We start from the raw sequence: 23,907 nt of genomic DNA, 5'->3' as shown, positions 1-23,907 counted from the left end.
CTATTTACACGATCCATTCTCAAGGTTTCACACTTGCCAACAGTCATAGATGTATCCACTGCGACAAAAACAGCTACACAACAACACTACAGAAACCAATTTATGATGTAAGTGAATTACGCTAGGCGGTCGCCGATAAGGGCCCGAAACTTCATTTATCCGGCGGGATATCGAGTTTGCTAAAGTCTACGTGATAACAAACCATTAAGCCCATTATTCAGTTGCTGGTGAAGCCTGGAACCATTATCTATACTGACGACTATGACATCTATTAATTTCCTGAAAAGCCGATTGAGGCATAATGGATACAAGCTTTACTTGTTTTTTAAACTAATGTTTGCTAACATCATTCATGAGAATCAGTTTCAATAAGCAAAGTGTTCTTTGTGGTTCTTGTAGTAATGAGGTAGTTGATTCCTTTTGCGAGCGTAAGTGCAGTAACACTCTAGATTGCTGGTCATTGCGCGGGTTTTGAATAATTAGATTTTGAGTTCCTGTCACACATTCCATTTAAGTCGCGTTTGGCAACCTTAGATTAGACATAATAGTAAAATTTGCTTGAGTAAGGGGTTTTTAGCTGTTCAAGCAGGTTTATAACTGTGTGTTCTATGGGGCTAGAGAGTTTAAGGTTGGTGCTGCACCAGGACTAAGGTTCAAGGTTAGTTGTTTATACAGTCCCTGCTAGACAAGGATTCTAGAAAGTTCTGATCCGAGAATGTAGGTTTGACAGATCGCTGAAATTCATTGTGAACAGTCGATGCATAAGGGAGCTGCCGGTTGAGGAAATGCTGGAATTATCCTGGGCTTCTTTATCTGAATCTGCATAACTAAATAAAATATTTGATTTGACTAAGTTCTCTACATTCGATTAGGAGCTTGTAATATGTTATTGGGAGAGCGTAATGCTCTGCAGTCTTCTCAGGCTTTTTCTACGCTGGTTGAATTGCTGCGCTATCGTGCACAAGACCAACCCTTTCGTTCTGCTTTCATATTTTTGAAGGATGGAGAAGTTGAGGAAGAGTTCTGGACCTACGAGACTCTTGACATGAAGGCTCGCGCGATCGCAGCCCACCTGCAGAGCCTACAGATCACTGATTCGAGGGCGATACTGCTGTATCCACCAGGGTTAGATTTCATTGCTGCTTTTTTCGGATGCTTGTATGCAGGAGTTGCTGCTGTTCCAGCATATCCGCCTCGTCGCAATCAACATTTAGGTCGGCTCCAATCCATTTTCTCTGACGCACAGTCTAAAATTGCACTAACCCATTCATCTGTGTTGTCTAATATTCAAGGTCGCCTTTCAGAATCGCCAGGCTTAAGCGATTTAAACTGGGTTGCCACTAATGACCTGTCCGACCAGCTAGCCGACTGTTGGCAAGAAAATTCTCTCTCTTCATCGTCTATAGCCTTCTTACAGTATACCTCTGGTTCTACAGGTAATCCCAAAGGGGTTATGGTTAGCCATGATAATTTACTACACAATTCATTATGTATCCAGAGAGCATTTAAGCTTTCTGCTAAATCTGTTTCCGTAACCTGGCTGCCAAGCTTTCACGACATGGGGTTGATTGATGGTATTCTTCAACCCATTTATACAGGGTTTCCATGCTATATGATGGCCCCCGTTGCCTTTGTACAGCGGCCTATTCGCTGGTTAAATGCAGTTTCAAAATACCGAGCAAATCACAGCGGCGGTCCTAACTTCGCGTTTGAACTGTGCATTCAAAAAACCACTCCCGAGCAGCGCGCTAATTTAGATTTAAGTCCGTGGCAATTTGCCTACTGTGGAGCTGAACCTATTCGCCCAGAGACCCTGGAAACCTTTACAGACACCTTCGTCCCCTGTGGGTTTCGCCATAAATCTTTTTATCCGTGTTACGGCATGGCTGAGGCTACGCTCATGGTCACTGGCGGAGATATTAGCAAGGGGCCTGTTGTTAGGGCATTTGAAGCGTCTGCTCTCAAACAGAATCGTGCCGTTAAGACTGACAAAAGTGGACAGAATGTTAAGTCTGTTGTCAGCTGCGGCTCTCCAGTTTCCGATACTCAAATTATGATTGTTCACCCAGAGCTGAGGGTGCCTTGTGCAAAGGACGAAATTGGAGAAATTTGGATTGCTAGTCCCGGTGTTGCTCAAGGATATTGGCAAAAATCCCAGCAAACTGCCGAAATATTTCAAGCTTGCCTGGCAAGCGGTGAAGGAGAATTTCTGAGGACAGGCGACCTGGGCTTTATCCAAGACGATCAGCTGTTTGTGACGGGTCGATTAAAGGATTTAGTCATCATTAGAGGACGAAACTACTATCCTCAGGATATAGAACTGACCGCAGAACAGAGTCATGCAATTACTAATTTTGGTGGATGTGCTGCTTTCTCTATGGAGGTAGATGGGGAAGAGCAACTTGTCGTCGTTCAGGAAGTAAAGCGTCACTATCAAGCGTCTGAGCTGGATGATGCGATCTCGAGCATCAGAGGCCGGCTTGTTTCCGAGCACGATATTTATCCCCACGGCATTGTTTTAATCAGAACCCACAGTATTCCTAAGACGTCTAGTGGCAAGATTCGACGCCAAGCATGTAAAGCTGCTTTGCTTGAGAATCGTCTCAAAGTAATTGCTAGCAGCTTCCTAAAGGCAGCTGATTTAGAACATCAGCTAACTGAAATTGTGAGGGATATTCTAGAGCTCCATCAAATTGAGGTTGGCGATAACTTTTTCGATTTGGGTGGCAGCTCGCTCACAATCATGCAGATTTACAGCAAGCTGAGCCAGGTGGTGGATCATGAGATTTCAGTTGTTGATTTATTTAATCATCCAAACGTTCGCTCCTTGGCCAATTATTTAGAGTCTGGTCAGAATGGCGTTCAGGCATTAAGTAAGAGTCGAGAACGAGCCAATACTCGCAGAACCCTGGCTCAGAGTCGTCAAGCATTGCGTCAAAAATAGCCCCCAGTATGTAGTAGCAGACAACAACAATGAGCGTTCCAGAAATGACGATACCTACCAGCGAGATTGCCATCATTGGCATGTCAGGACGATTTCCAGGCGCAAAAAATATCGAAGAGTTTTGGAGCAATATTAAAGATGGCGTGGAATCAATCACCGCGTTCTCACGACAAGAGCTGGCTGATTTAGGGATCGACAGCAGCCTTCTGGATGACCCAAACTATGTGAAAGCGTCTGCAGTCTTAGAAGATATTGAGCTGTTTGATGCTAACTTTTTTGATTTCACGCCAAAGCAGGCGGCTATGACCGATCCCCAGCATAGGTTGTTTATTGAATCTGCTTGGGAAGCGTTAGAGCAATCTGGTTACAATCCTCATACCTATTCGGGGGCCATCGGTGTCTATGCAGGCAGCAGCTTAAGTACCTATTTGTTGCATAATTTGCTTAGGGGTCAGGTTATGCAGCCTTCAATGGAAAGCATACAGACGCTTCTGAGCAACGATAAAGATTATTTAGCAACACAGGTATCTTATAAGCTCAATCTCAAGGGGCCTAGTTTAAGTATTCAAACGGCCTGTTCCACCTCTCTGGTTGCCGTTCATCTAGCCAGTCAAAGTCTGTTAAATGGTGAATGTGATATTGCCCTTGCTGGAGGAGTCACCGTTCGAGTTCCCCATAAAAGCGGCTATTTTCATCAGGAAGGCGGCGTTTTTTCACCTGATGGTCATTGTCGTGCATTTGATGCCGCCGCCCAAGGGACGGTTTTTGGGAATGGTGTGGGTGTTGTTGCTCTCAAGCGATTGAGTGATGCCCTCGCTGATCATGATCACATATGGGCCGTGATTCGAGGGTCAGCCGTCAATAATGATGGCTCATCCAAGGTGGGATATACAGCTCCCAGCGTTGAAGGACAGGCATCGGTAATTGCAGAAGCGATGGAACTGGCAAATATAGAGCCTGAGACAATAGCGTATATTGAAGCCCATGGCACCGGAACTGCCCTAGGGGATCCGATTGAAGTTGCGGCGCTCAAAAAAGTCTTTTGTAACTACACTCAGCGCAAACAGTTTTGTGCCTTGGGTTCTGTAAAAGCCAATATTGGACATTTAGAATCAGCAGCAGGAGTTGCTAGCTTGATTAAAGCTGTACTGGCGCTGCATCACCGGACGCTGCCGCCTAGTGCCCACTTCAAGGTAGAAAATCCGCAAATTAATTTTGCCGACAGTCCCTTTTACGTCAATACGTCCCCCCTAGATTGGACGTCCAACGGTGCGCCGCGCCGCGCTGGCGTAAGTTCTTTTGGCATTGGTGGTACCAATGCACATCTTGTCCTAGAGGAGCCACCCAGCGTTCAGTCGAGTCCTCAATCTGTGGAGCGTCCGTTCCATACGTTAACGCTATCTGCCAAAAGCAGCAGCTCATTGAAAGCACTGGCTCGAAAATTTGCCGACCATTTAAGTTCGCATCCGCAACAGTCTCTTGCTGATATTACGTTTACGGCTAATGCGGGTCGAGCTAAGTTTAATCATCGTTTAGCCGCAATTTCAGACAGTTCAGAGACAATGCGTCAGCACCTAGAAGCATTTGCCTCTGGTCAAATATCTGACGGTGTTATTAGTCATCAGCTTCAAAATTCCGCACACCCAAAAGTTGCGTTCCTATTCACAGGACAGGGGGCTCAGTATGTGAATATGGGGCGACAGCTCTACGAAACCCAGCCACTATTCCGCAAAATTTTGCAAGATTGTGATGAGATTTTGCGATCGCAGCTACCGCAGTCACTACTCTCTATCCTCTATGGCGAATCAGATAGCTCTCTAATAAATGAAACAGTCTACACTCAGCCAGCTTTATTCGCTGTGGAATACGGCCTAGCGCGCCTGTGGCAGTCCTGGGGAGTCAAACCTACCGTCGTCTTGGGGCATAGTTTAGGCGAGTATGTAGCAGCCTGTATCGCAGATGTTTTCAGTTTGGAGGATGGGTTAACGTTAGTCGCTAAACGCGCCCGCCTAATGCAGTCTTTGGAGCAGCATCAAGGCAAAATGGCAGCTGTTTTTGCAGATGCAGCCAGCGTTAATGCTGCCATTGCTGACTATGGTGATGAAGTCTCCATAGCAGCGTTTAATGGCCCAACTCACACAGTTATTTCAGGTCGGCACGACGCCGTCCAGACCGTTCTGAGTCGGTTGGCAGGTATTGATGCCAGAGAAATTAAAGTTTCTCATGCCTTTCACTCGCCCTTAATGGAGCCAATCTTGGCAGAATTTGAGCAGATTGTCGCCAAGGTTCAATTTAGTGCGCCCAAGATTCCGCTGATTTCCAACGTGACAGGCCAGACTATGAAGCCAGGCTTCATCCCTGATGCCAGCTACTGGTGCAACCATTTACGCTCATCCGTGAGATTTTTAGAAACCATACAGACGCTGGCCGGTCTCGATATAAACTGTTGCCTAGAATGCGGACCTAAGCCTGTTTTAATTGGCATGGGTAGGCAGTGCGTACCAGAATCCCACACACTGCAATGGCTGCCTTCCCTAAAGCCAAGTCAAGCTGACTGGTCTGTTGTCATCTCATCCCTCAGTCAGCTGTTTGTTCAGGGATACGATGTGGACTGGTTTGGATTTGACCAGGGTTATTTGTCAAATCGCGTGCCTTTACCAACCTATCCATTTGAGCGGCAATACTACTGGATTGATTCTACCCTTAAGCAGGGAAGACCCTATGCCCCTGACCTAGATATTCAACTATCGGAAACCTTCATTTCTGCTGAACAGGCTCCTCTAATCGCGGCTAGCGATCGTCGTCAGCTAACGAGAGAAGATCTGCTAGCAATACCAGCAGAAGAGCGTCATTCAGTTCTAGCTCAGTACCTATGTAGTCGCTTGGCTCAGGTTCTAGGTGTAGCTCCTGAGCAGATTGATCTTCACAAGTCATTGCACAGCTTTGGCCTGGAATCTTTAATGGCGTTGGAATTAAGAAATCGGGTTGAGGTTAGCTTAGGAGCCACCATTCCATTAAAGCTTTTACTTCAGGATATTAGCATTTTTCAACTGGCGGATCGGCTGTTAAAACAGACAGATGCCCTACTAGATATACAGCTTCCTACTCTAATTTCAGATCCAGAGAATCGGTTTGTGCCATTTCCTCTCAACGAAATGCAGCAGGCCTACTGGCTCGGCAGAAATAATGTTTTTGCTGGAGGAGGCGTGTCGATTCATTTATATTTAGAACTTGATTGTGAACAGTTGAACCTAGAACGGCTGGGCATTAGTTGGCAGCATCTCGTTCAGCGTCACGAGATGTTACGAGCAATTATCTTGCCTGATGGACAGCAACAAATTCTTTCAGAGGTGCCTCCCTACAAAATTCAAGTCGACGATTTGCGGCATCTTACCGCCGAAGACATTAGTTCAGCTCTACAAGAAACTCGAGATCGCCTTTCCCATCAGGTTCTGTCGGCTGATCAGTATCCACTATTTGAAATTCGCACAACAAAAATTAGCGAGCAGCAAACTCGTCTGCACATTAGCATAGATGGCCTCATCAGTGATGCTTGGAGCTATCGCATTCTGTTCCGCGACTGGGCTAGACTCTACAGCCAGCCTCAAGCTGCACTGCCTCCCCTAGAAATCTCTTATCGCGATTACATACTCTCAACAATCGACCTACAAAAAACATCTTTATTCGAGCGATCGTTGCAATACTGGCATCAGCGTATCTCGATGTTGCCACCGGCACCAGTCTTACCCTTATCAAAAAATCCTGCCTCACTAAAGTCTCCTCAATTTGTGCATCGAGAAGGTCGGCTAGAGCCATCTGACTGGCAGCGTTTAAAGGAAAGAGCAGCAAGAGCAGGGTTAACATCGGCTGGGCTGCAAGTTGCTATCTATGCGGAGGTTTTGACCACCTGGAGCGAAACGCCTCATTTCACAATTAATATTCCAAGATTTAATCGCCTGCCTTTACATCCACAGGTGAATGACCTAGTAGGAGAGTTTGCGTCCTTTACCCTTTTGGAAGTTGATAATTCTAAACGTGCTTCGTTTGAGGTGCGTGCAAAACAGATACAGGAGCAGCTGTGGCAAGACTTAGAACACCACTATGTGAGTGGTGTTCGGATTTTGCGGGAGCTGGCCCAGGCTCAGGGCGTAGACATGGGGGTAGTTACTATGCCAGTGGTCTTTACTAGCCTCCCCCTGGATGCTCAAACCGAGCAGCAATCTGTTCTAGCTGATATGGAAGAATTTGGACCGATTGCCTATGCCTTAACGCAAACTCCGCAGGTATGGCTAGACAATCAGGTCTTTGAAGATGGAGGAGCCTTGATCTTCTTCTGGGACGCTGTTGAGGAATTATTTCCGGCAGGTATGATCAGCGAGATGTTCGATGCCTACAGTCATTTATTAAAGCGGTTGGCCAATTCAGAAGAGGCCTGGCAGGCAGAGATCCAGGAGCTAACTCCCAAGGAGCAGCTGGAGCAGCGCGAGGCGATTAACTCCACCGAGGCAACAATACCCTTAGAGACACTCTACGGACTGTTTACTAGCCAGGCTACCCCCAACTCCCATAAAGCGGCAATTATTGCCCAAGGGCGCACCGTGACCTATGGCGAGCTTTATCATTACTCCAACCAGTTAGGGCAATACCTGCGAGCCGAAGGAGCTGCTCCAAACCAGCTTGTTGCCATTCTCATGGACAAAGGATGGGAGCAAATTGTAGCAGTGCTTGGCATTCTGGCCTCTGGTGCGGCTTATCTACCCATTGATCCAAGTCTGCCAGCCGAGCGGCTGCAGTATGTATTGGAGAACGCTCAGGCTCAGTTTGTTTTGACCCAGTCGCACTTTAGCGATCGGTTTGCCCATTTATCTCAGGTGACGACAATTTGCGTTGACCGTATCGACTGGTCTACCGAAGAGCAAGCGGCCCTAGATGACGTGAATACCCCCGATGATTTAGCCTATGTGATTTACACGTCCGGCTCCACTGGGCTACCTAAAGGCGTGATGATTTCTCACCGCAGCGTTGTCAATATGGTTATTTATACTAATCAGCGCTTTCATGTTGGTGTTGACGATCGCATCTTGGCACTCACTACGCTACACCATGATTTATCAGTCTATGATGTTTTCGGACTGCTAATAGCGGGCGGCACCGTTGTCATTCCAAATGCAGACTCGCTCAAAGAGCCTGCCCATTGGATATCACTGATGCAAAAGCACCATGTGACCCTATGGAACTCGGTGCCAGCCATGATGGAGATGCTGGTAGAAACTGCCTCTCGGCAGCCCGAACTCGATCTTTCATCTCTCAGACTGGCAATTTTAGGTGGAGATTGGATTCCCCTCGAATTGCCGAATCGGATAAAATCTTTGGCTGAAAATGTCCAGGTTTGTAGTATCGGTGGTCCCACAGAAACCACTGTTTGGAATATTAATTACCCAATTGATGCAGTTGATCCACATTGGAAGAGCATTCCCTACGGAATGCCCATATCAAACTCGAAGTATTACATCTTAAACGAACAGTTGGAAGATTGTCCCACCTGGGTCACAGGCGAAATGTACTGTGCCGGTGCTGGCTTGGCTCAAGGCTACTGGCAAGATGACGAGAAAACCGCCGCTCGCTTTATAACTCGTTCTTCCGATGGAGAGCGATTGTATCGCACTGGAGACTTAGGGCGCTATCTGCCTGATGGGAACATTGAGTTTATGGGCAGGGTAGATTTTCAAGTCAAGATTCGAGGGCATCGCATAGAAGTAGGAGAAATTGAACACGCCCTGATGAAGCATTCTGCCGTCCGTACGGCAATCGTAACTGTCGTCAATCATCAAGGAAAAAATTGGTTAGCTGCCTACGTTGTGCCCCGTGGAACTGTAGATTTACCCGGTGAACAGCTGAGTACTTTTCTGAGCCAGTGGTTGCCACCCCATATGGTTCCGACTGAATTTATTGTCCTAGAGTCGCTACCACTAACGGCAAATGGGAAGGTTGATCGAAAATCTCTACAGTGTCTTCAGTCTTCAGTCTCATCTTCAGAAACAACAATCTCTCTTCCTCGCAATCAGGTGGAGGAAGTAGTAGCCGGAGTCTTAGCTGAAGTATTAGATTTGGAGCAAGTTGGCATACAGCAAAGCTTTTTTGAACTCGGTGGTGATTCTTTGTTGGCCACGCGCACTATTGCTAGACTGCAAGACATGTTTCAAGTAGAGCTGTCGCTGCGTCAGTTCTTTCAATCACCAACCGTTGCGGGGCTGGCAAAGTTGCTTGTCCAGCAGGCAAACGATCTCACAGTGCTTGAGAAGACAGCCCAGCTGATATTGACGGTTGCTCAACTATCTGAGCAAGAGGCTGAAACTATGTTGGAACAAAAGGTATTAGCTTAATCGGGGAAAACAGTATGAGTCATAGTGAAACACGAAACTTTCAGCTGTCCAGTAAGAAGCGGGCATTGTTAGAGCGTTTGCTGCAGGAAAACGGTGTATTGTCACAATCAAGGCAGCGAATTCCCCGTAGGTCAGACCAAGATACGGTGCTTCTATCTTCGGCTCAGCAGCGTCTTTGGTTTTTAGACCAGCTTGAGTCTGGCAATTTTATCTATAATATTCCAGCTGCTTTAAGGCTGACGGGGTCTGTCAATATTGATGCATTAAATAAAGGGCTTAGGGCCATTTGCCAACGGCATGAGGTCCTCAGAACAACCTTTTCCACAGTTGATGGTAAGCCAGTTTCAACAATTCATCAGCAATTACCGCAAGATCTTTTAACCGTTGTAAACTTGGAGGCTATGGCCACCCCGGAGCGCGAAGAGACTGCAAAGCGGCTGGCAGTTGAGGAAGCGCGACGACCATTTAATTTGGGGCAAGATATGATGATGCGTGCAGTCTTATTTCGACTGCACGAAACTGACCATTTACTACTTTTGAGCCTACACCACATTGCCTCAGATGGATGGTCCCTAGCGGTCCTTGTTCAAGAGCTGTCGGCTTTTTACACTAGCTTTGATCAGTCAGGTGCCTCTCCTGAGCGGCCAGAACTGGCAATTCAATATGCAGACTTTGCCCTATGGCAACATCAGCGGCTACAGGGTGAAGAATTTAACCGTCAGCTAGATTACTGGAGAAAAAAATTATCGGGCGATTTACCCCTCCTGCAGCTGCCCAGCGATCGCCTACGCCCTGCTGTATCGAGTCTTCAGGGGGCACTGTATCACTTTAAATTTTCAAACTCTTTGAGTACTGCGCTCAAAGAGTTAAGTCAAAAGGAGCAAGCATCGCTCTTTATGACATTGCTTGCAGCATTTAAGGTAGTTCTTTACAGATATACAGGACAGAACGATATTTTAGTGGGCACCGCTGTTGCCAATCGTCAGCGAACTGAACTAGAGGAGATGATTGGTGTCTTTGTAAATACTCTTGTGCTGCGAACAGATTTGTCGAGTGGTCTATCTTTTCGTAGGCTGCTCCAGCGAGTAAAAGATACGGTTTTGGAAGCAGACGCCCATCAGGATTTTCCGTTTGAAAAGCTGGTGGAAACAATGCGTCCCGAGCGAAGCATGAGTCACAATCCTTTGTTTCAGGTGATGTTTGTGCTACAAAATGCGCCCATGCAGCGGGTTGAGCTGCCAGCGCTGACGTTGGACCCAGTACCTTTGGATATAGGCAGGGCGCAGCTTGATCTATCTGTTAATTTGGTGGAAATGCCAGACGAGATCTGTGGCTGGTTTGAGTACAGTACAGATTTATTCGAGCTAGAAACCGTTGAGTGCCTGTTTAACCATTTTCACACCTTACTCCATGGGATTGTTGCCAATCCTGACCAGTCCATTGATACGCTACCTCTACTCAGTCCGAATGAGAAGCATAGGCTGCTAACCGTTTGGAATCAAAATCAGCTTGAGTATCCTAGCCATCAATGTCTCCATCAACTGTTTGAGCTGCAGGCTGAACAAACGCCGGATGAGATCGCGATAGTTTTGGGTAATGATCACATTAGCTATCATGCATTAAACCAGCGAGCAAATCAGCTGGCTCACTATTTAAGAGCCCAAGGCATTACATCTGAATGTTTAGTTGGAATTTGTACAGAGCGGTCGATTGAGATGGTGGTGGGCATACTCGCTGTCCTCAAAGCTGGGGGGGGCTATGTGCCCCTAGATCCGGCCTATCCTGCGGAACGCCTGGCCTTTATTGTGGAAGACTCGCAGATTTCTATCGTTTTATCTCAGAAAAATTCGAGGTCAAAAATTCCTCAATCAGATGTTCACATTGTCGATTTGGATGTAGATTGGCCAAACAAAATTGAACATCAGTCGGCTGATAATGTAATCAGCGGTGTTAGCCCTAAAAATTTAGCCTATCTAATTTATACATCAGGCTCCACGGGTAAACCCAAGGGAATTATGATCCAACATCAAAGTGCGGCTGCTTTGATTGGTTGGGCCAAAACGGTGTTTACACCAGAGCAGTTAACGGGAGTTCTAGCCTCAACTTCAATCTGTTTCGATCTTTCCGTGTTTGAGCTATTTTTGCCCCTAAGTTCCGGGGGACGTGTTATCTTAGCGGAAAATATTCTAAGTCTCCCTGATTTACCCGCCGCAGATCAGGTGACTCTGATAAATACGGTTCCTTCTGCGATCGCAGGTCTGCTCAAAGCCAATGCGCTTCCTGACAGCGTTCGTACCGTAAATCTAGCCGGTGAGCCGCTGGGACTAAAGCTTGTACAAGAGATTTATCAGCAACAGCAGGTCACCGATGTGTTCAATCTTTACGGACCATCGGAGGACACAACCTACTCAACCTTTAGTCGAATTTCAAAGGATTTGGCGCAGGCTCCATCCATTGGGCGTCCGATTGCTAACACCCAGGCCTATATTTTAGATAACAATCTTCAACCTGTTCCCATCAATGTAGTTGGTGAACTGTTTCTAGGAGGTGCAGGACTAGCCCGTGGTTATTGGCAACGCCCAGAGCTAACCGATGAGAAATTTGTTCAACATCCTTTTAGTCCCGAGCCAGACGCCCGTTTGTACAGGACCGGCGATTTAGTTCGATATCGTTCCAACGGTGAGATTGAGTTTTTAGGCCGTACAGACCATCAGGTTAAAGTCAGAGGATTTCGAATTGAGCTGCAGGAAATAGAAGCAACCTTGCAGCAGCACAGGGCCGTTCGAGAAGCGATCGTAATCGCCCATTTAAACCAGGCAAACTACAACTACCTGGTTGCCTATGTTATACCGAGTGAGCCTAACAGTATTGATCGTGATTTGCTCCGACAGTTTTTGCAAACTCGTCTGCCAGACTATATGGTGCCAGAACAGTTTGTCTTTTTAGACGAGTTTCCATTACTTCCAAGTGGAAAGGTTGATCGCTCTGCCCTTACCGCTCCATCCAGGGAAACAACGGCTAAAACGGAACCTTCTACCCCCGCTCAAAAGGTTCTAGCTGAGATTTGGTCAGACCTTCTGGGGCTCGACAAAGTTGGCATACACGATAATTTCTTCGAGCTGGGTGGCGATTCAATTCTGAGCATTCAAGTGGTAGCCAGGGCTAGTCAGGCCGGACTGTATTTAATCCCCAAACAGCTATTTCAGCACCAAACCATCGCTGAACTGGCAAAAGTAGTTAACATGGTGTCGACTACCCTGGCAGAGCAAGGTGTGATTACAGGGGCAGTGCCACTAACACCAATTCAGCATTGGTTTTTCGAGCAGCAGCTACCGGAGCCACACCACTGGAATCAATCGGTACTACTGCAGGTTCAACCAAGTCTCAATCCGGATTGGGTAGAACAGATACTGCAGCAGTTGCTAGTACAACATGATGCTCTACGCCTACGATTTACCCAGAAAGCGAAGATGTGGTCACAAACTATCGCTGATGTGAACCCTGATAGTCTCTTTGAGTATGTCGACTTGTCAGGGCTATCAGAAGTAGACCAGCAAAAGGAGATTGATAATCGGACCGATGGACTGCAGGCAAGTCTGAATTTATTCAATGGTCCTTTAATAAGAGCGGCCTTATTTAATCTGGGGAATCATAGACCTTGCCGACTGCTATTTATAGTCCATCATCTAGTAGTGGATGGGATATCGTGGCGGATTTTGCTGGAGCAATTCTTTTCACTGTATCACCAGCTCCAGCAGGGGCAATCACTTCAGTTACCTGCAAAGACAAGTTCCTATAAGCTGTGGGCAGAGCATTTAGTCACCTGGACACAAAGCCCTCACGTGAAGCAGGAACTCAGCTACTGGCTAGACAAGTTTAAAGACGTTCATATTTCTCCCTTGCCCATTGATAGTGGCGATGTTAATAACAATTCTGAAGCAACGGTAAAAACCGTATCCCTTGCACTAGAGTCAGAGGAGACAAAAGCACTCCTGCAGGAAGTGCCCCTAGCCTACCAAACTCAGATCAATGAGGTATTACTCACGGCACTGGCTTTGAGCTTTGAACAATGGACAAAGTCTGCGGCTTTACTGATCGATGTAGAGGGCCACGGGCGAGAGGAACTCTTTGAAGATTTGAACCTATCTGGAACTGTCGGTTGGTTCACAGCTGTTTTTCCAGTGTTGCTTACATTAGGTAATAAAGACTCACTGTCCGATTCACTTAAGCAGGTTAAAGAACAGCTTCGTCAGATTCCTAATTGCGGTGTTGGCTTTGGTGCTGTGAAATATCTCAGCAAAGACTCAGACGCCGGGCATCAGCTCAAATCATTGCCAAAGTCTGAAGTAAGTTTCAACTATCTGGGGCGGTTCGACCAAGTCTTACCAGAGGTGAATCATCTTCAAATTGTTCCAGAAATGCTCGCAGCCGATCGCGGCTGCAACAATCCTCGTCGCTACCTGATTGATGTTAACAGCTACATTTTGAAAGATCAGCTACGGGTTGATTGGACATACAGTGAAAAGGTTCATCAGGCAGAAACTGTAGCAGACTTAGCTCAAAACTTCCTACACCACTTGAAAGGACTAATTCGTCACTGTCAGTCTCCGGATACGGTCGGTTATACGGTGTCTGATTTTCCTGATGCTGGACTAAATCAGCAGGAATTTGACGAGATCATTGCCCAGGCAATCGAAACGTAGGTTAGAGAAATCAGCTGCTTGAACATTGTTATGCAGAATTTAGATCAAGCAAATTATTGCGCCAACCATGTCTGCCCTCAACAGTTCTCAACGGGTGCCAGTAATGACCAAACGAAACATTGAAGACATCTATCCACTTTCTCCCCTACAGCAGGGGCTACTTTTTCATACTTTATATAGCGCTCAGCCGGGTGTCTATGTCACTCAGCTTTGTTTGACATTCAAGGGTAATTTGAATTGCCTAGCACTACAGAAGGCATGGCAGACGGTGGCCAATAGACACCCTATATTTCGTACTTTCCCAGTATGGAAGAAATGTGTCAAACCGGTACAGATTGTCAGGCGAGAGATTTCTCTGCCTTGGCAACAGCTTGATTGGTGTTCATTGTCTGACAGTCAGCAGCAGATACAGTTAGATGCCTTACTTGAGTCGGACCGACAGCAGGGTTTTGATTTAAATCAAGCTCCGCTGATGCGGTTTGTACTCATTCAGCTTAGTCGCGACGTTTATTCCTTAGTCTGGAGCTACCATCATATTCTGCTGGATGGGTGGTCGATGGCATTGGTATTACAGGAGGTTTTTGATACCTATACTGCAAACCTGGCGGGCAAGTCGGTTCCTCAGATACCACCATTTTCCTATCACAGCTATGTTGTTTGGCTAGAGCAGCAAAATCAGGAAGAATCTTTGCAGTTTTGGCGGGAAGCGCTGCAAGGATTTGAGGTGCCTACCCAGCTACCGGTAGATCATCGCGTTGGCTTTGAAATTACCTCATCCAGTAACTATCATGAAGAGCAAATTGAGTTTAATACCTCTACGACTTCGGCTCTGAAACAATGTGCTCAACAGCATCACTTAACATTTAACACCCTGCTGCAGGGAGCTTGGGCGTTGTTACTAAGCCACTACAGCAACAGCGATGATGTTGTTTTTGGCGTGACCGTATCTGGTCGTCAGGGTGGTTTGCCAGGCATTGAAAACGGTATCGGGTTGTTTATCAATACCTTACCCATGCGGGTAAAGGTTCCTGGAAATTCATCACTTCTGCCATGGTTAACGGACTTACAGGCTGAATTTGTTGAACTAGGCCAATATGAACACACCCCCCTAGCTGACATTCAACGGGTTAGTCAAATACCGGCTAACACAAGGTTATTTGATAGCATTGTTATTTTTGAGAATTATCCTGCCCCCAATTCAACGCTAACTAGTCAAGGTGGGTTAGCGGTGCAACAGGTTAGGCCTCTGGAGCAAAGCCCCTATCCTCTAACGGTGATGATCGTACCTGGAGAATCGCTACAGATAAAAGTCATTGGTGAAGCTCAGTCGTTTGCAAGAGATACCGTAGCTCGAATATTGGGACACCTGCAAACTGTTCTAGAGAGTATGGTGGCGAATTTTAATCAGAGTCTATGGGATATTGCCTATCTGACTGATGGGGAAAGACATCAGCTGTTGAAATGGAATGATAATCGGGCTGACTTTCCTACTGATTCAAGCATTTCCCAACTGTTCGAAGCGCAAGCTGAGCGTTCTCCTCAAGCGGCTGCCCTTAAATATTGGGATGAAGAATGGACCTATGACAATCTCAATCAGAGGGCAAATCAAGTTGCACATTATTTACAGTCCCTTGAACTGGGTTCTAACCCTGTGATTGGGGTGTGTCTGCAGCGATCGCCAGATTTGGTTGCCGCTTTGCTTGGTATTCTCAAAATAGGTGCTATTTACTTACCTCTTGATCCAGCCTATCCGTCAGAGAGGCTAGCTTGGATGTTAGAGGACGCTCAAGCCGCCGCATTAATCTCCGAGCAAAAACTAGGCAATGATTTAATTCAGTCCATAGCCGCAAATGATAATAAAAACGATGGCTCCGTTAATCAGAGCATTCAGCTTGTTTGTTTAGAGCCAGGGGCCATTGCTCAGCAGAGTGCTGAAAATCTTGATCGGCCCATCGCTAATGAGATTGCCTATGTTATGTACACTTCTGGCTCTACAGGCACACCTAAAGGCGTGTTGGGAACCCACCGTGGAGCAATTAATCGCTTTGCTTGGATGTGGGATGCTTATCCTTTTGAACAACACGAAATCTGCTGTCAGAAGACATCCCTCAGCTTTGTAGATTCTGTATGGGAAATTTTTGGTCCCCTATTAAAGGGGGTCAAGACGGTGATCATACCAGATTCAATTTTGATAGATTCATCGCGTTTATTGGACATGCTGGCGTGCGATCGCATTACGCGGATTGTCCTGGTTCCCTCTTTGCTCCAGGTTTTACTGGAGGCCCTTGCGGAGCTACAGTACAGCCTGCCTGACCTGAAGCTTTGGATTACCAGCGGTGAAGCACTTACACCTGACGTATGTCAACAGTTTCAAAACAGACTGCCAAACGCAGTTTTATTAAATCTGTATGGTTCTTCGGAGGTTGCAGCAGACGTCACTGCCTATGCTGTTTCTGCGCCACAGCTACCAGTTAATAGCCTCCCCATTGGCAGACCCATTGCTAATACTGAGGTGTACATTCTAGACAGGCATCGCCAGCCTGTGCCAATTAACGTTGCCGGTGAGCTGTACATTGGTGGAGCTGGACTAGCAGCGGGATATTTGCATCGGCCTGAATTAACCAATGAACGCTTTATCCCCCATCTATTTTGCTCACAGACTGAAGCAAAACTATTTAAAACCGGCGATTTAGCCCGCTACCGCGCCAATGGCCAAATTGAGTTTCTAGGCCGCGTCGATCATCAAGTCAAAGTTCGCGGCTATCGAATAGAGGTAGGAGAGATTGAAGCAGTTCTGGCTCAACACCCCGACATCAAGGCAAGTGTAGTCACAACAGCACAGACGGAGTACTCAGGAGATTTCAAGTTAGTTGCCTACTGGATTAGGGCATCTGGGCAGACTCCTACCGCTGCCGCATTACGACAGTTTCTCGCTAGAAAGCTGCCAGGCTTTATGATTCCATCTTCGTTCACCAGGCTAGAGGAATTCCCGCTCAATCCGAATGGCAAGGTTAATCGGTTGAAACTTGCTGCTATCAGCGTTACTCGCAACCATAGTATTCAACCCTTCATCTCTCCCAAAACTGATATGGAGGAGAAGCTCGTTGAGATTTGGAAAAATATACTCCAGACAGAACAGGTTGGTGTTGAAGATAACTTTTTCGATTTAGGCGGTCATTCACTCTTATTGATGAGAGTGCATAATCAGTTAGAAGTCCGGCTCAACAGCAAGATTTCCATCGTTGAATTATTCAAATATTCAACTATTCGCACGTTAGCTCAGCGTCTCGGACAGCCTAGCCAGGAGTCAAGACGCGTTGCTGAACAAGAGAGTACCAGCTCTCCTAAAAACCGTAAGGTTTTAATGCAGCGCCAGAAAGCCGTGCGAACTAGACTGAAGACACCTTAATCTCCTGATTAATCAAAACATATTAGTTGAAGTGTAAGCCTATGTCAGTGGAACAGACGGAACCTCAATCCTTTAATTTATCTGAATTTGACGTATCAACAGATATTAAAGCGTATGTGCACAGCTTATTTTCTGTTTCAGTCCATGAAGAAAAGGCTATGGAACAGAGCATCTCAGAGATTTCTCAAGATTTCTTATCCGCTCGCTATACCAGTACAAATGCCGGATTGACATCGCTAACGTCTAGCTTCATTGATAGCCAGATTCCGTTAAAACCTCTAGAGTTAGACCACTATCTGAAGTTTTTGTATGGCACGGTCGTTAACCACTCAAACCATACATCTTCACCGCGTTTTATTGGGCATATGACTTCGGCATTGCCCTATTTTGTTAGACCGCTAGCAAAACTGATCGTGGCAATGAATCAAAATGTTGTCAAAACCGAAACAGCTAAGACGCTCACACTCCATGAACGCCAAGCGTTAGGAATGATGCATCGGTTGGTTTATGGATTCTCAGAAAGCTTTTATCAGCAACACATACAGGAAAACGGTAGCACCCTGGGCATCGTTACCTCTGGCGGCACCTCAGCTAATATCTCAGCGCTGTGGTGTGCCCGCAATTCAGTCCTGGGAGCGACCGAGGAGTTTGCAGGGGTGGAAAAATCAGGCTTAGCAGCAGCATTAAAATTTTATGACTATGACAGGGCCGTGATTATTGGCTCTAGCCTAATGCACTATTCCTTTGATAAAGCAGCCGATTTACTGGGAATTGGTGCCCAAGGCCTTATTCGCATACCAGCGGATCATCAAAATCGGATTGAGCTTCAAACTCTGCGCCAAACTGTTGCCGAATGTCGCCGCCGCAATATCTGTATCATTGCGATTGTCGGTATTGCGGGCACAACCGACTCTGGGGGTATTGATTCGTTAAAAGAGATTGCTGACATAGCTCAGGCAGCAAACACACATTTTCATGTGGATGCAGCCTGGGGTGGTCCACTGTTGTTTTCTAAACAACATGCTAAAAAGTTAGTCGGCATTGCCCAAGCGGATTCTGTGACCATTGATGGGCATAAACAACTCTACTTACCCATGGGGCTTGGTATGGTTTTGCTCCAAAATCCCCATCTAGCCAATGTCATTCAAAAGCGGGCTACCTATACAGCACGGGATGGTTCAGGAGATTTGGGCAGGCGCTCTCTTGAAGGGTCTCGTCCGGCTTCTGCCCTATGTTTACATGCTGGGCTAAATCTGATTGGCGTTGAGGGATACGAGGTGCTTGTCGATGAAGGCGTGAGAAAAACTCAATATATGGCTAACCATATATTGAGTCATCCTGAATTTGAGCTACTTGCTGAGCCAGAGATGAACATTTTACTTTATCGATATTTACCCAGTCGATGGAGATCCTTAGCCGCTCTCGGGAAGCTAACTCAGGCAGATAACAATGCCATTAATCTGTTCAATCAGCAGCTGCAGAAATTCCAGCGTCAAATCGGTCAGACCTTTATTTCTAGGACGGTTACTAAGACAACAGCTTACGGCAAAGGGTTGGCAATTACTGCGCTTCGAGCGGTAATTGCCAACCCTTGTACGACTGAAAGCGACATTGAAGATGTTTTGAACGATCAGATACAGATTGCTCTGGAGTTGGAGCAATCACTGTTAAAAGAACAATCCGCTAGCTAGTAAATTGATTGGAGTTTTCTCATGTATCAATCTGATTCGATTGAACACTTAGATGAGATTGCCATTATTGGTATGGCAGGGCGTTTTCCAGGTGCTAAAAATATTGATCAGTTTTGGCAAAATTTAAAGAACGGAGTTGAGTCCATCGTCAGTTTTACAGAGGATGAACTGATTGCCTCTGGTCAAGATCCGTCTGCGCTTCGTCATCCAAGCTATGTAAAAGCTGGCGCTTTTCTTGAAGAGGTGGATTGCTTTGATGCTAATTTCTTTGGCTTTAGTCCCAAGGAAGCAGAAATTACCGATCCCCAACATCGATTATTCCTGGAATGTGCCTGGGAAGCTCTAGAAGATGCCGCTTATAATCCTGGGAGCTATGGGGGTAAAGTTGGCATCTTTGCTGGCGCAACGCTAAGTAACTATTTGTTATTTAATCTTTTATCGCAACAGAAACAAATTTCAGGCGATCCGACTGAAATTTTTATTGGCAATGAGAACGATCATTTACCGGCTCGCGTATCTTACAAGTTCAATTTAAAAGGACCTAGTGTTAATGTCCAAACTGCCTGTTCTACTTCATTAGTCAGCGTTCACTTTGCCTGTCAAAGTCTGTTAAGCGGTGAAGCAGACATGGCGTTAGCGGGGGGTGTGACTGTTCGACTGCCTCAAAAGTCGGGTTACTTGTATCAGGAGAAGGGAATTCTTTCTCCCGATGGCCACTGTCGCGCGTTTGATGCTAAGGCTCAGGGAACTGTTTTTGGTAACGGTGTGGGCATTGTTGTGCTCAAACGATTAGACGATGCGATCGCAAGCCGGGATCATATCTATGCCGTGATTAAAGGCTCGGCGATTAACAATGACGGAGCCATGAAAGTTGGTTACACAGCCCCCAGCCTCAATGCCCAGGCGTCCGTTATTGCCGAAGCGCTAGAAGTTTCAGGAGTACAGGCAGATTCGGTTCAATATGTTGAAGCCCACGGCACTGGAACAGCACTGGGGGACCCCATCGAAGTCACTGCCCTGACTCAGGCTTTTCGACAAAGTACGACTAAAAAAGGCTACTGCAGGCTTGGTTCTGTTAAAACCAACGTGGGGCATCTCAATGCAGCGGCTGGCATTACAGGATTAATCAAGACGGTTCTATCACTACAGCACAAAGTATTACCACCAACGCTCAACTTTGAAACGCCTAATCCAGATATTGATTTTATCAACAGCCCTTTCTGTGTTAATACCGAGCTCACTGAGTGGCAGAGGAATGGCACACCACGCCGAGCCGGCGTGAGTTCTTTTGGCATGGGGGGAACAAATGCCCACGTCGTACTTGAGGAGGCACCGTCCCATGTATCAACAACAACATCTCGTCCATGGCAGCTGCTTGCTGTTTCAGCGAAAACGTCTCCAGCGTTAGACGCTTCAACCACAAAGCTAGCGCAATATTTAAATTCATCTCCCGAACAGAACTTAGCCAATGTTGCCTACACGCTACAAACCGGACGCAAAGTCTTTGCACATCGGCGAATTGCGGTCTGTCAGAGCGTTGAGGATGCGCAGCAGGTGCTTTCATCAGAGGCTTCCCCTCGTTTATTAACGCGCCAGGCCTCTCAAGAGGCGCAGACAATTATTTTTATGTTTCCAGGCCAGGGGTCTCAGTACCCCAATATGGCTAAAGAAATCTATCAAACTGAAGCCGAGTTTCGATTCCACATTGATCGCTGCTCCGAAATACTGCATCCGATCCTAGGATTTGATTTGCGCGAGCATATTTACCCTACCACCACTGCAGACCATCAGCGTCTGCAGCAAACAGCAATTTCGCAGGTCGCTATTTTTGTTGTGGAATATGCCTTAGCCCAGCTTTGGATGAGTTGGGGCATTCGGCCCAAAGCCATGATCGGTCACAGTATCGGAGAGTATGTGGCAGCTTGCTTATCCGGTGTTTTAAGTTTAGAAGATGCGCTCAATGTGATTGCTGCGCGGGGACAGCTGATGCAGCAGACGTCTCCTGGCGCAATGATATCGGTGCAGCTGCCCGTTGAAGAAATTGAGCCACTGCTAAATCCAGCTTTGGCTCTAGCAGTGGTTAATAGTCCCACGCTCAGCGTTATTTCTGGTTCGCTTGAGGCCATCGCTCAGCTAGAGCAGCAATTGACACAATCGGGAGTAGCGCACCGTCGTCTACATACGTCCCACGGGTTTCACTCAGTCATGATGGAGCCTATTTTAGACGACTTTCGACGGTGCCTTGAGCAAGTAGCTTTTAAACAGCCTGAAGTTCCCTATATTTCCAATGTAACGGGAACATGGGTGACGGCTGACGAAGTGTCGAATCCAGAGTACTGGCTAAACCACCTGCGTCAAACAGTTCAATTTCAAGCAGGTATTCAAGAGTTATTACAGCAGCCCAATCTTGTTTTTCTGGAGGTTGGAGCCGGTCGAACATTAAGCACTTTATTAAAACAGCAAAGCCAGAATCTGCCCCATTTGACAGTTTTATCATCTGTTCGTCACCCCCATGATCAGCAATCAGATGTGGCCCATTTGCTCAACACCTTAGGGCAGCTATGGCTGGTCGGTGTTTCAATTGATTGGGCAGGATTTTATGCCCAGGAACAGCGGCAGCGAACAACGTTGCCCCCCTATCCGTTTGAACGTCAGCGTTACTGGTTGGAACCTGGCCTCGTTACAGGCGCTAAACCATCAAATCAGCGGCAGGCGCTAGATGACTGGTTTTATGTACCAACCTGGAAGCGATCCCATTTGCCATCCCCCAGTGCTGCTGAGATATCAGCCAGTCTTGCCCAGTACTGGCTAGTATTTGCAGAGTCTAATGAAGTAGACAATCACTTTCTACAGCATCTTCGGGAAATGTCTCACCATGTGACTGTAGTACGAGCAGGCACAGGGTTTTATCAAGTTGATGAGACATCGTACACCATCAATCCAGATAGGGCAGACGATTATGACACCCTCATAGAAACCCTGGTTGCCCAGAACAAGATCCCCAGTAAGATCGCCCATTTTTGGACGACAGCGCCCGCTGTTTTAGAAGAGGCCGAAAAGAAAGGATTTTACAGTCTTCTTTTCTTAGCCCAGGCCATGGGTAAGCATATTGATCGCTCGGTCCAGTTAATCGTCATATCTAGTCAACTGCATGATGTCATCGGTGAATCGGTTCACCCAGAGGCAGCGTTAATCACCGGACCGTGTCGAGTCATTTCTAAGGAGTATCCAAATTTTTCCTGCCGCAGCATTGATATTCCTTTCCCACCGACTAAAGATTTAATTGAAGTCTTTTCTCAGAATCTCATTGCCGAATTTAGTTTAACGAATGCCGATGAGATGGTGGCTTATCGAGGGCAGCATCGCTGGCTACAGGATTTTGAACCGGTACACCTAAAGACAACGAACGATCTGCCCCTGAGACAAAACGGAGTTTACCTAATTACTGGAGGCTTGGGCAGCCTTGCCCTGGTGCTAGCTGAGTATCTGGCTCGCACCGTTCAAGCAAAGTTGGTTTTAGTGTCGCGATCGCCCTTCCCAGATCAAGCAACGTGGGCGGATTGGGCCGTAGAAAACGAACAGCCCAGCGATACTGGCCAAAAAATCAGCCTGCTTCAATCTCTAATTCAGTTGGGGGCAGAAATCGAGATTGTTCAAGGGGATGTCACCAACCTGGCTCAAATGCAAGCCGCGATTTCACAAGCACAGGCAAAATTTGGCGCTTTACATGGTGTTATGCATGCAGCAGGCGTTGCTGGTGGCGGCATAATTCAGTTAAAAACTTCAGAACAAGCCGCTCGGGTACTCAGCCCAAAAGTTAACGGTACCCAGGTATTAGAAGCCGCCTTATTGAATTTGAACCTTGATTTTTTAGTTCTCTTTTCCTCCCTAAACTCGATTGTGGGCATACCAGGACAGGTCGATTACTGCGCGGCAAATGCCTTTTTAGATGCGATCGCCATGCGTCGCTATGCCAGAAAGCAGAGAACATTGGTCATTAACTGGGATACCTGGGCTGATATTGGTATGGCTATCAAGACCCAGCTTCCCGAAGGTTTAAAGCATCAACGTGATGCGCATTTAAGCTACGGGATAAAATCAGAAGAAGGAGTACAAGCATTCCAGCGGGCCTTAGCCAGCGGCCTCCCTCAGGTGCTGGTCTCTACCCGACCGCTTGACGCTCTAAGAAGTCAGGAGCTGGGATTAAAAGAATTAGCAGCAACAGAATCTGCCCCCGCTGTTGACACTGCTTACTACTCTCGCCCCCAATTAAGCAATGCTTATGTCGCTCCTCGCAACACAGTGGAGAAGGTTCTAATTCAATGTTGGCAGGACCTGTTAAAAATTGAGCCGATTGGAATCTACGATAATTTTTTCGAGATCGGGGGACATTCTCTGCTAGCCACGCAGCTCCTATCGCAGATTCGCGATCATTTCGGCGTTAAGCTACCCCTAGCCAGTCTTTTTGAGACTCCTACGGTGTCAGCCCTGGCAGACTTAATAAATCAAGCGGCTTCTGCTTCTGAAGGCGATAACGTTGCAGCAGATTTACTACCAAAAGCAACGCCTGACCCGACAAAATTAAACGCTCCTTTCCCATTAACCGACATTCAACAGGCCTACTGGATTGGACGCGATACTGCCTTTGAGCTAGGGAACGTAGCAACACACAACTATTTGGAAATTGAAAGCACTCATTTTGACTTGAAGCGATTTAATCAAGCGTGGCAGCGGCTAGTTGAACGCCATGACATGCTGCACGCTGTCGTACTTCCCA

Annotated in this window: 6 protein-coding genes; all 6 read left to right on the top strand. The window is 46.8% G+C overall.

What is annotated here, in order from left to right; genetic code table 11:
- The first annotated feature begins 883 nt into the window (after positions 1 to 883).
- On the top strand, positions 884 to 2,944 hold the full coding sequence (locus tag N836_RS55825) for an AMP-binding protein (protein WP_023073560.1): 2,061 nt from the start codon (positions 884 to 886) through the stop codon (positions 2,942 to 2,944).
- 29 nt (positions 2,945 to 2,973) lie between these two features.
- Positions 2,974 to 9,327 carry a hybrid non-ribosomal peptide synthetase/type I polyketide synthase gene (locus N836_RS55820; protein WP_023073559.1) on the top strand — a complete coding sequence of 2,118 codons (6,354 nt, stop codon included), beginning with the start codon at positions 2,974 to 2,976 and terminating at the stop codon, positions 9,325 to 9,327.
- 14 nt (positions 9,328 to 9,341) lie between these two features.
- The gene (locus tag N836_RS55815; RefSeq protein WP_023073558.1) at positions 9,342 to 14,030 is read left to right on the top strand and encodes a non-ribosomal peptide synthetase; all 4,689 of its coding nucleotides are present in this window, start codon (positions 9,342 to 9,344) and stop codon (positions 14,028 to 14,030) included.
- A gap of 67 nt (positions 14,031 to 14,097) precedes the next feature.
- Complete coding sequence (locus N836_RS55810; protein WP_023073557.1) at positions 14,098 to 17,439, top strand: non-ribosomal peptide synthetase; 3,342 nt, start codon at positions 14,098 to 14,100, stop codon at positions 17,437 to 17,439.
- A 41-nt stretch (positions 17,440 to 17,480) separates the two neighbouring features.
- Positions 17,481 to 19,130 (top strand): pyridoxal-dependent decarboxylase, encoded by a 1,650-nt coding sequence (locus tag N836_RS55805; RefSeq protein WP_023073556.1) that lies wholly within the window; start codon positions 17,481 to 17,483, stop codon positions 19,128 to 19,130.
- 21 nt (positions 19,131 to 19,151) lie between these two features.
- Positions 19,152 to 23,907: type I polyketide synthase (locus tag N836_RS55800; protein WP_023073555.1), on the top strand; the 4,756-nt coding region annotated here is incomplete at its 3' end.

Source organism: Leptolyngbya sp. Heron Island J, assembly GCF_000482245.1.
Lineage (GTDB): Bacteria > Cyanobacteriota > Cyanobacteriia > Phormidesmidales > Phormidesmidaceae > Leptothoe.
This window is presented reverse-complemented; position numbering and strand designations above follow the sequence as displayed.

Bases quoted from the DNA above. Each gene is read 5' to 3' on its own strand.
- N836_RS55820 (WP_023073559.1), top strand. From the start codon at position 2,974: ATGAGCGTTCCAGAAATGACGATACCTACCAGCGAGATTGCCATCATT.
- N836_RS55815 (WP_023073558.1), top strand. From the start codon at position 9,342: ATGAGTCATAGTGAAACACGAAACTTTCAGCTGTCCAGTAAGAAGCGG.
- N836_RS55805 (WP_023073556.1), top strand. From the start codon at position 17,481: ATGTCAGTGGAACAGACGGAACCTCAATCCTTTAATTTATCTGAATTT.
- N836_RS55825 (WP_023073560.1), top strand. From the start codon at position 884: ATGTTATTGGGAGAGCGTAATGCTCTGCAGTCTTCTCAGGCTTTTTCT.
- N836_RS55810 (WP_023073557.1), top strand. From the start codon at position 14,098: ATGTCTGCCCTCAACAGTTCTCAACGGGTGCCAGTAATGACCAAACGA.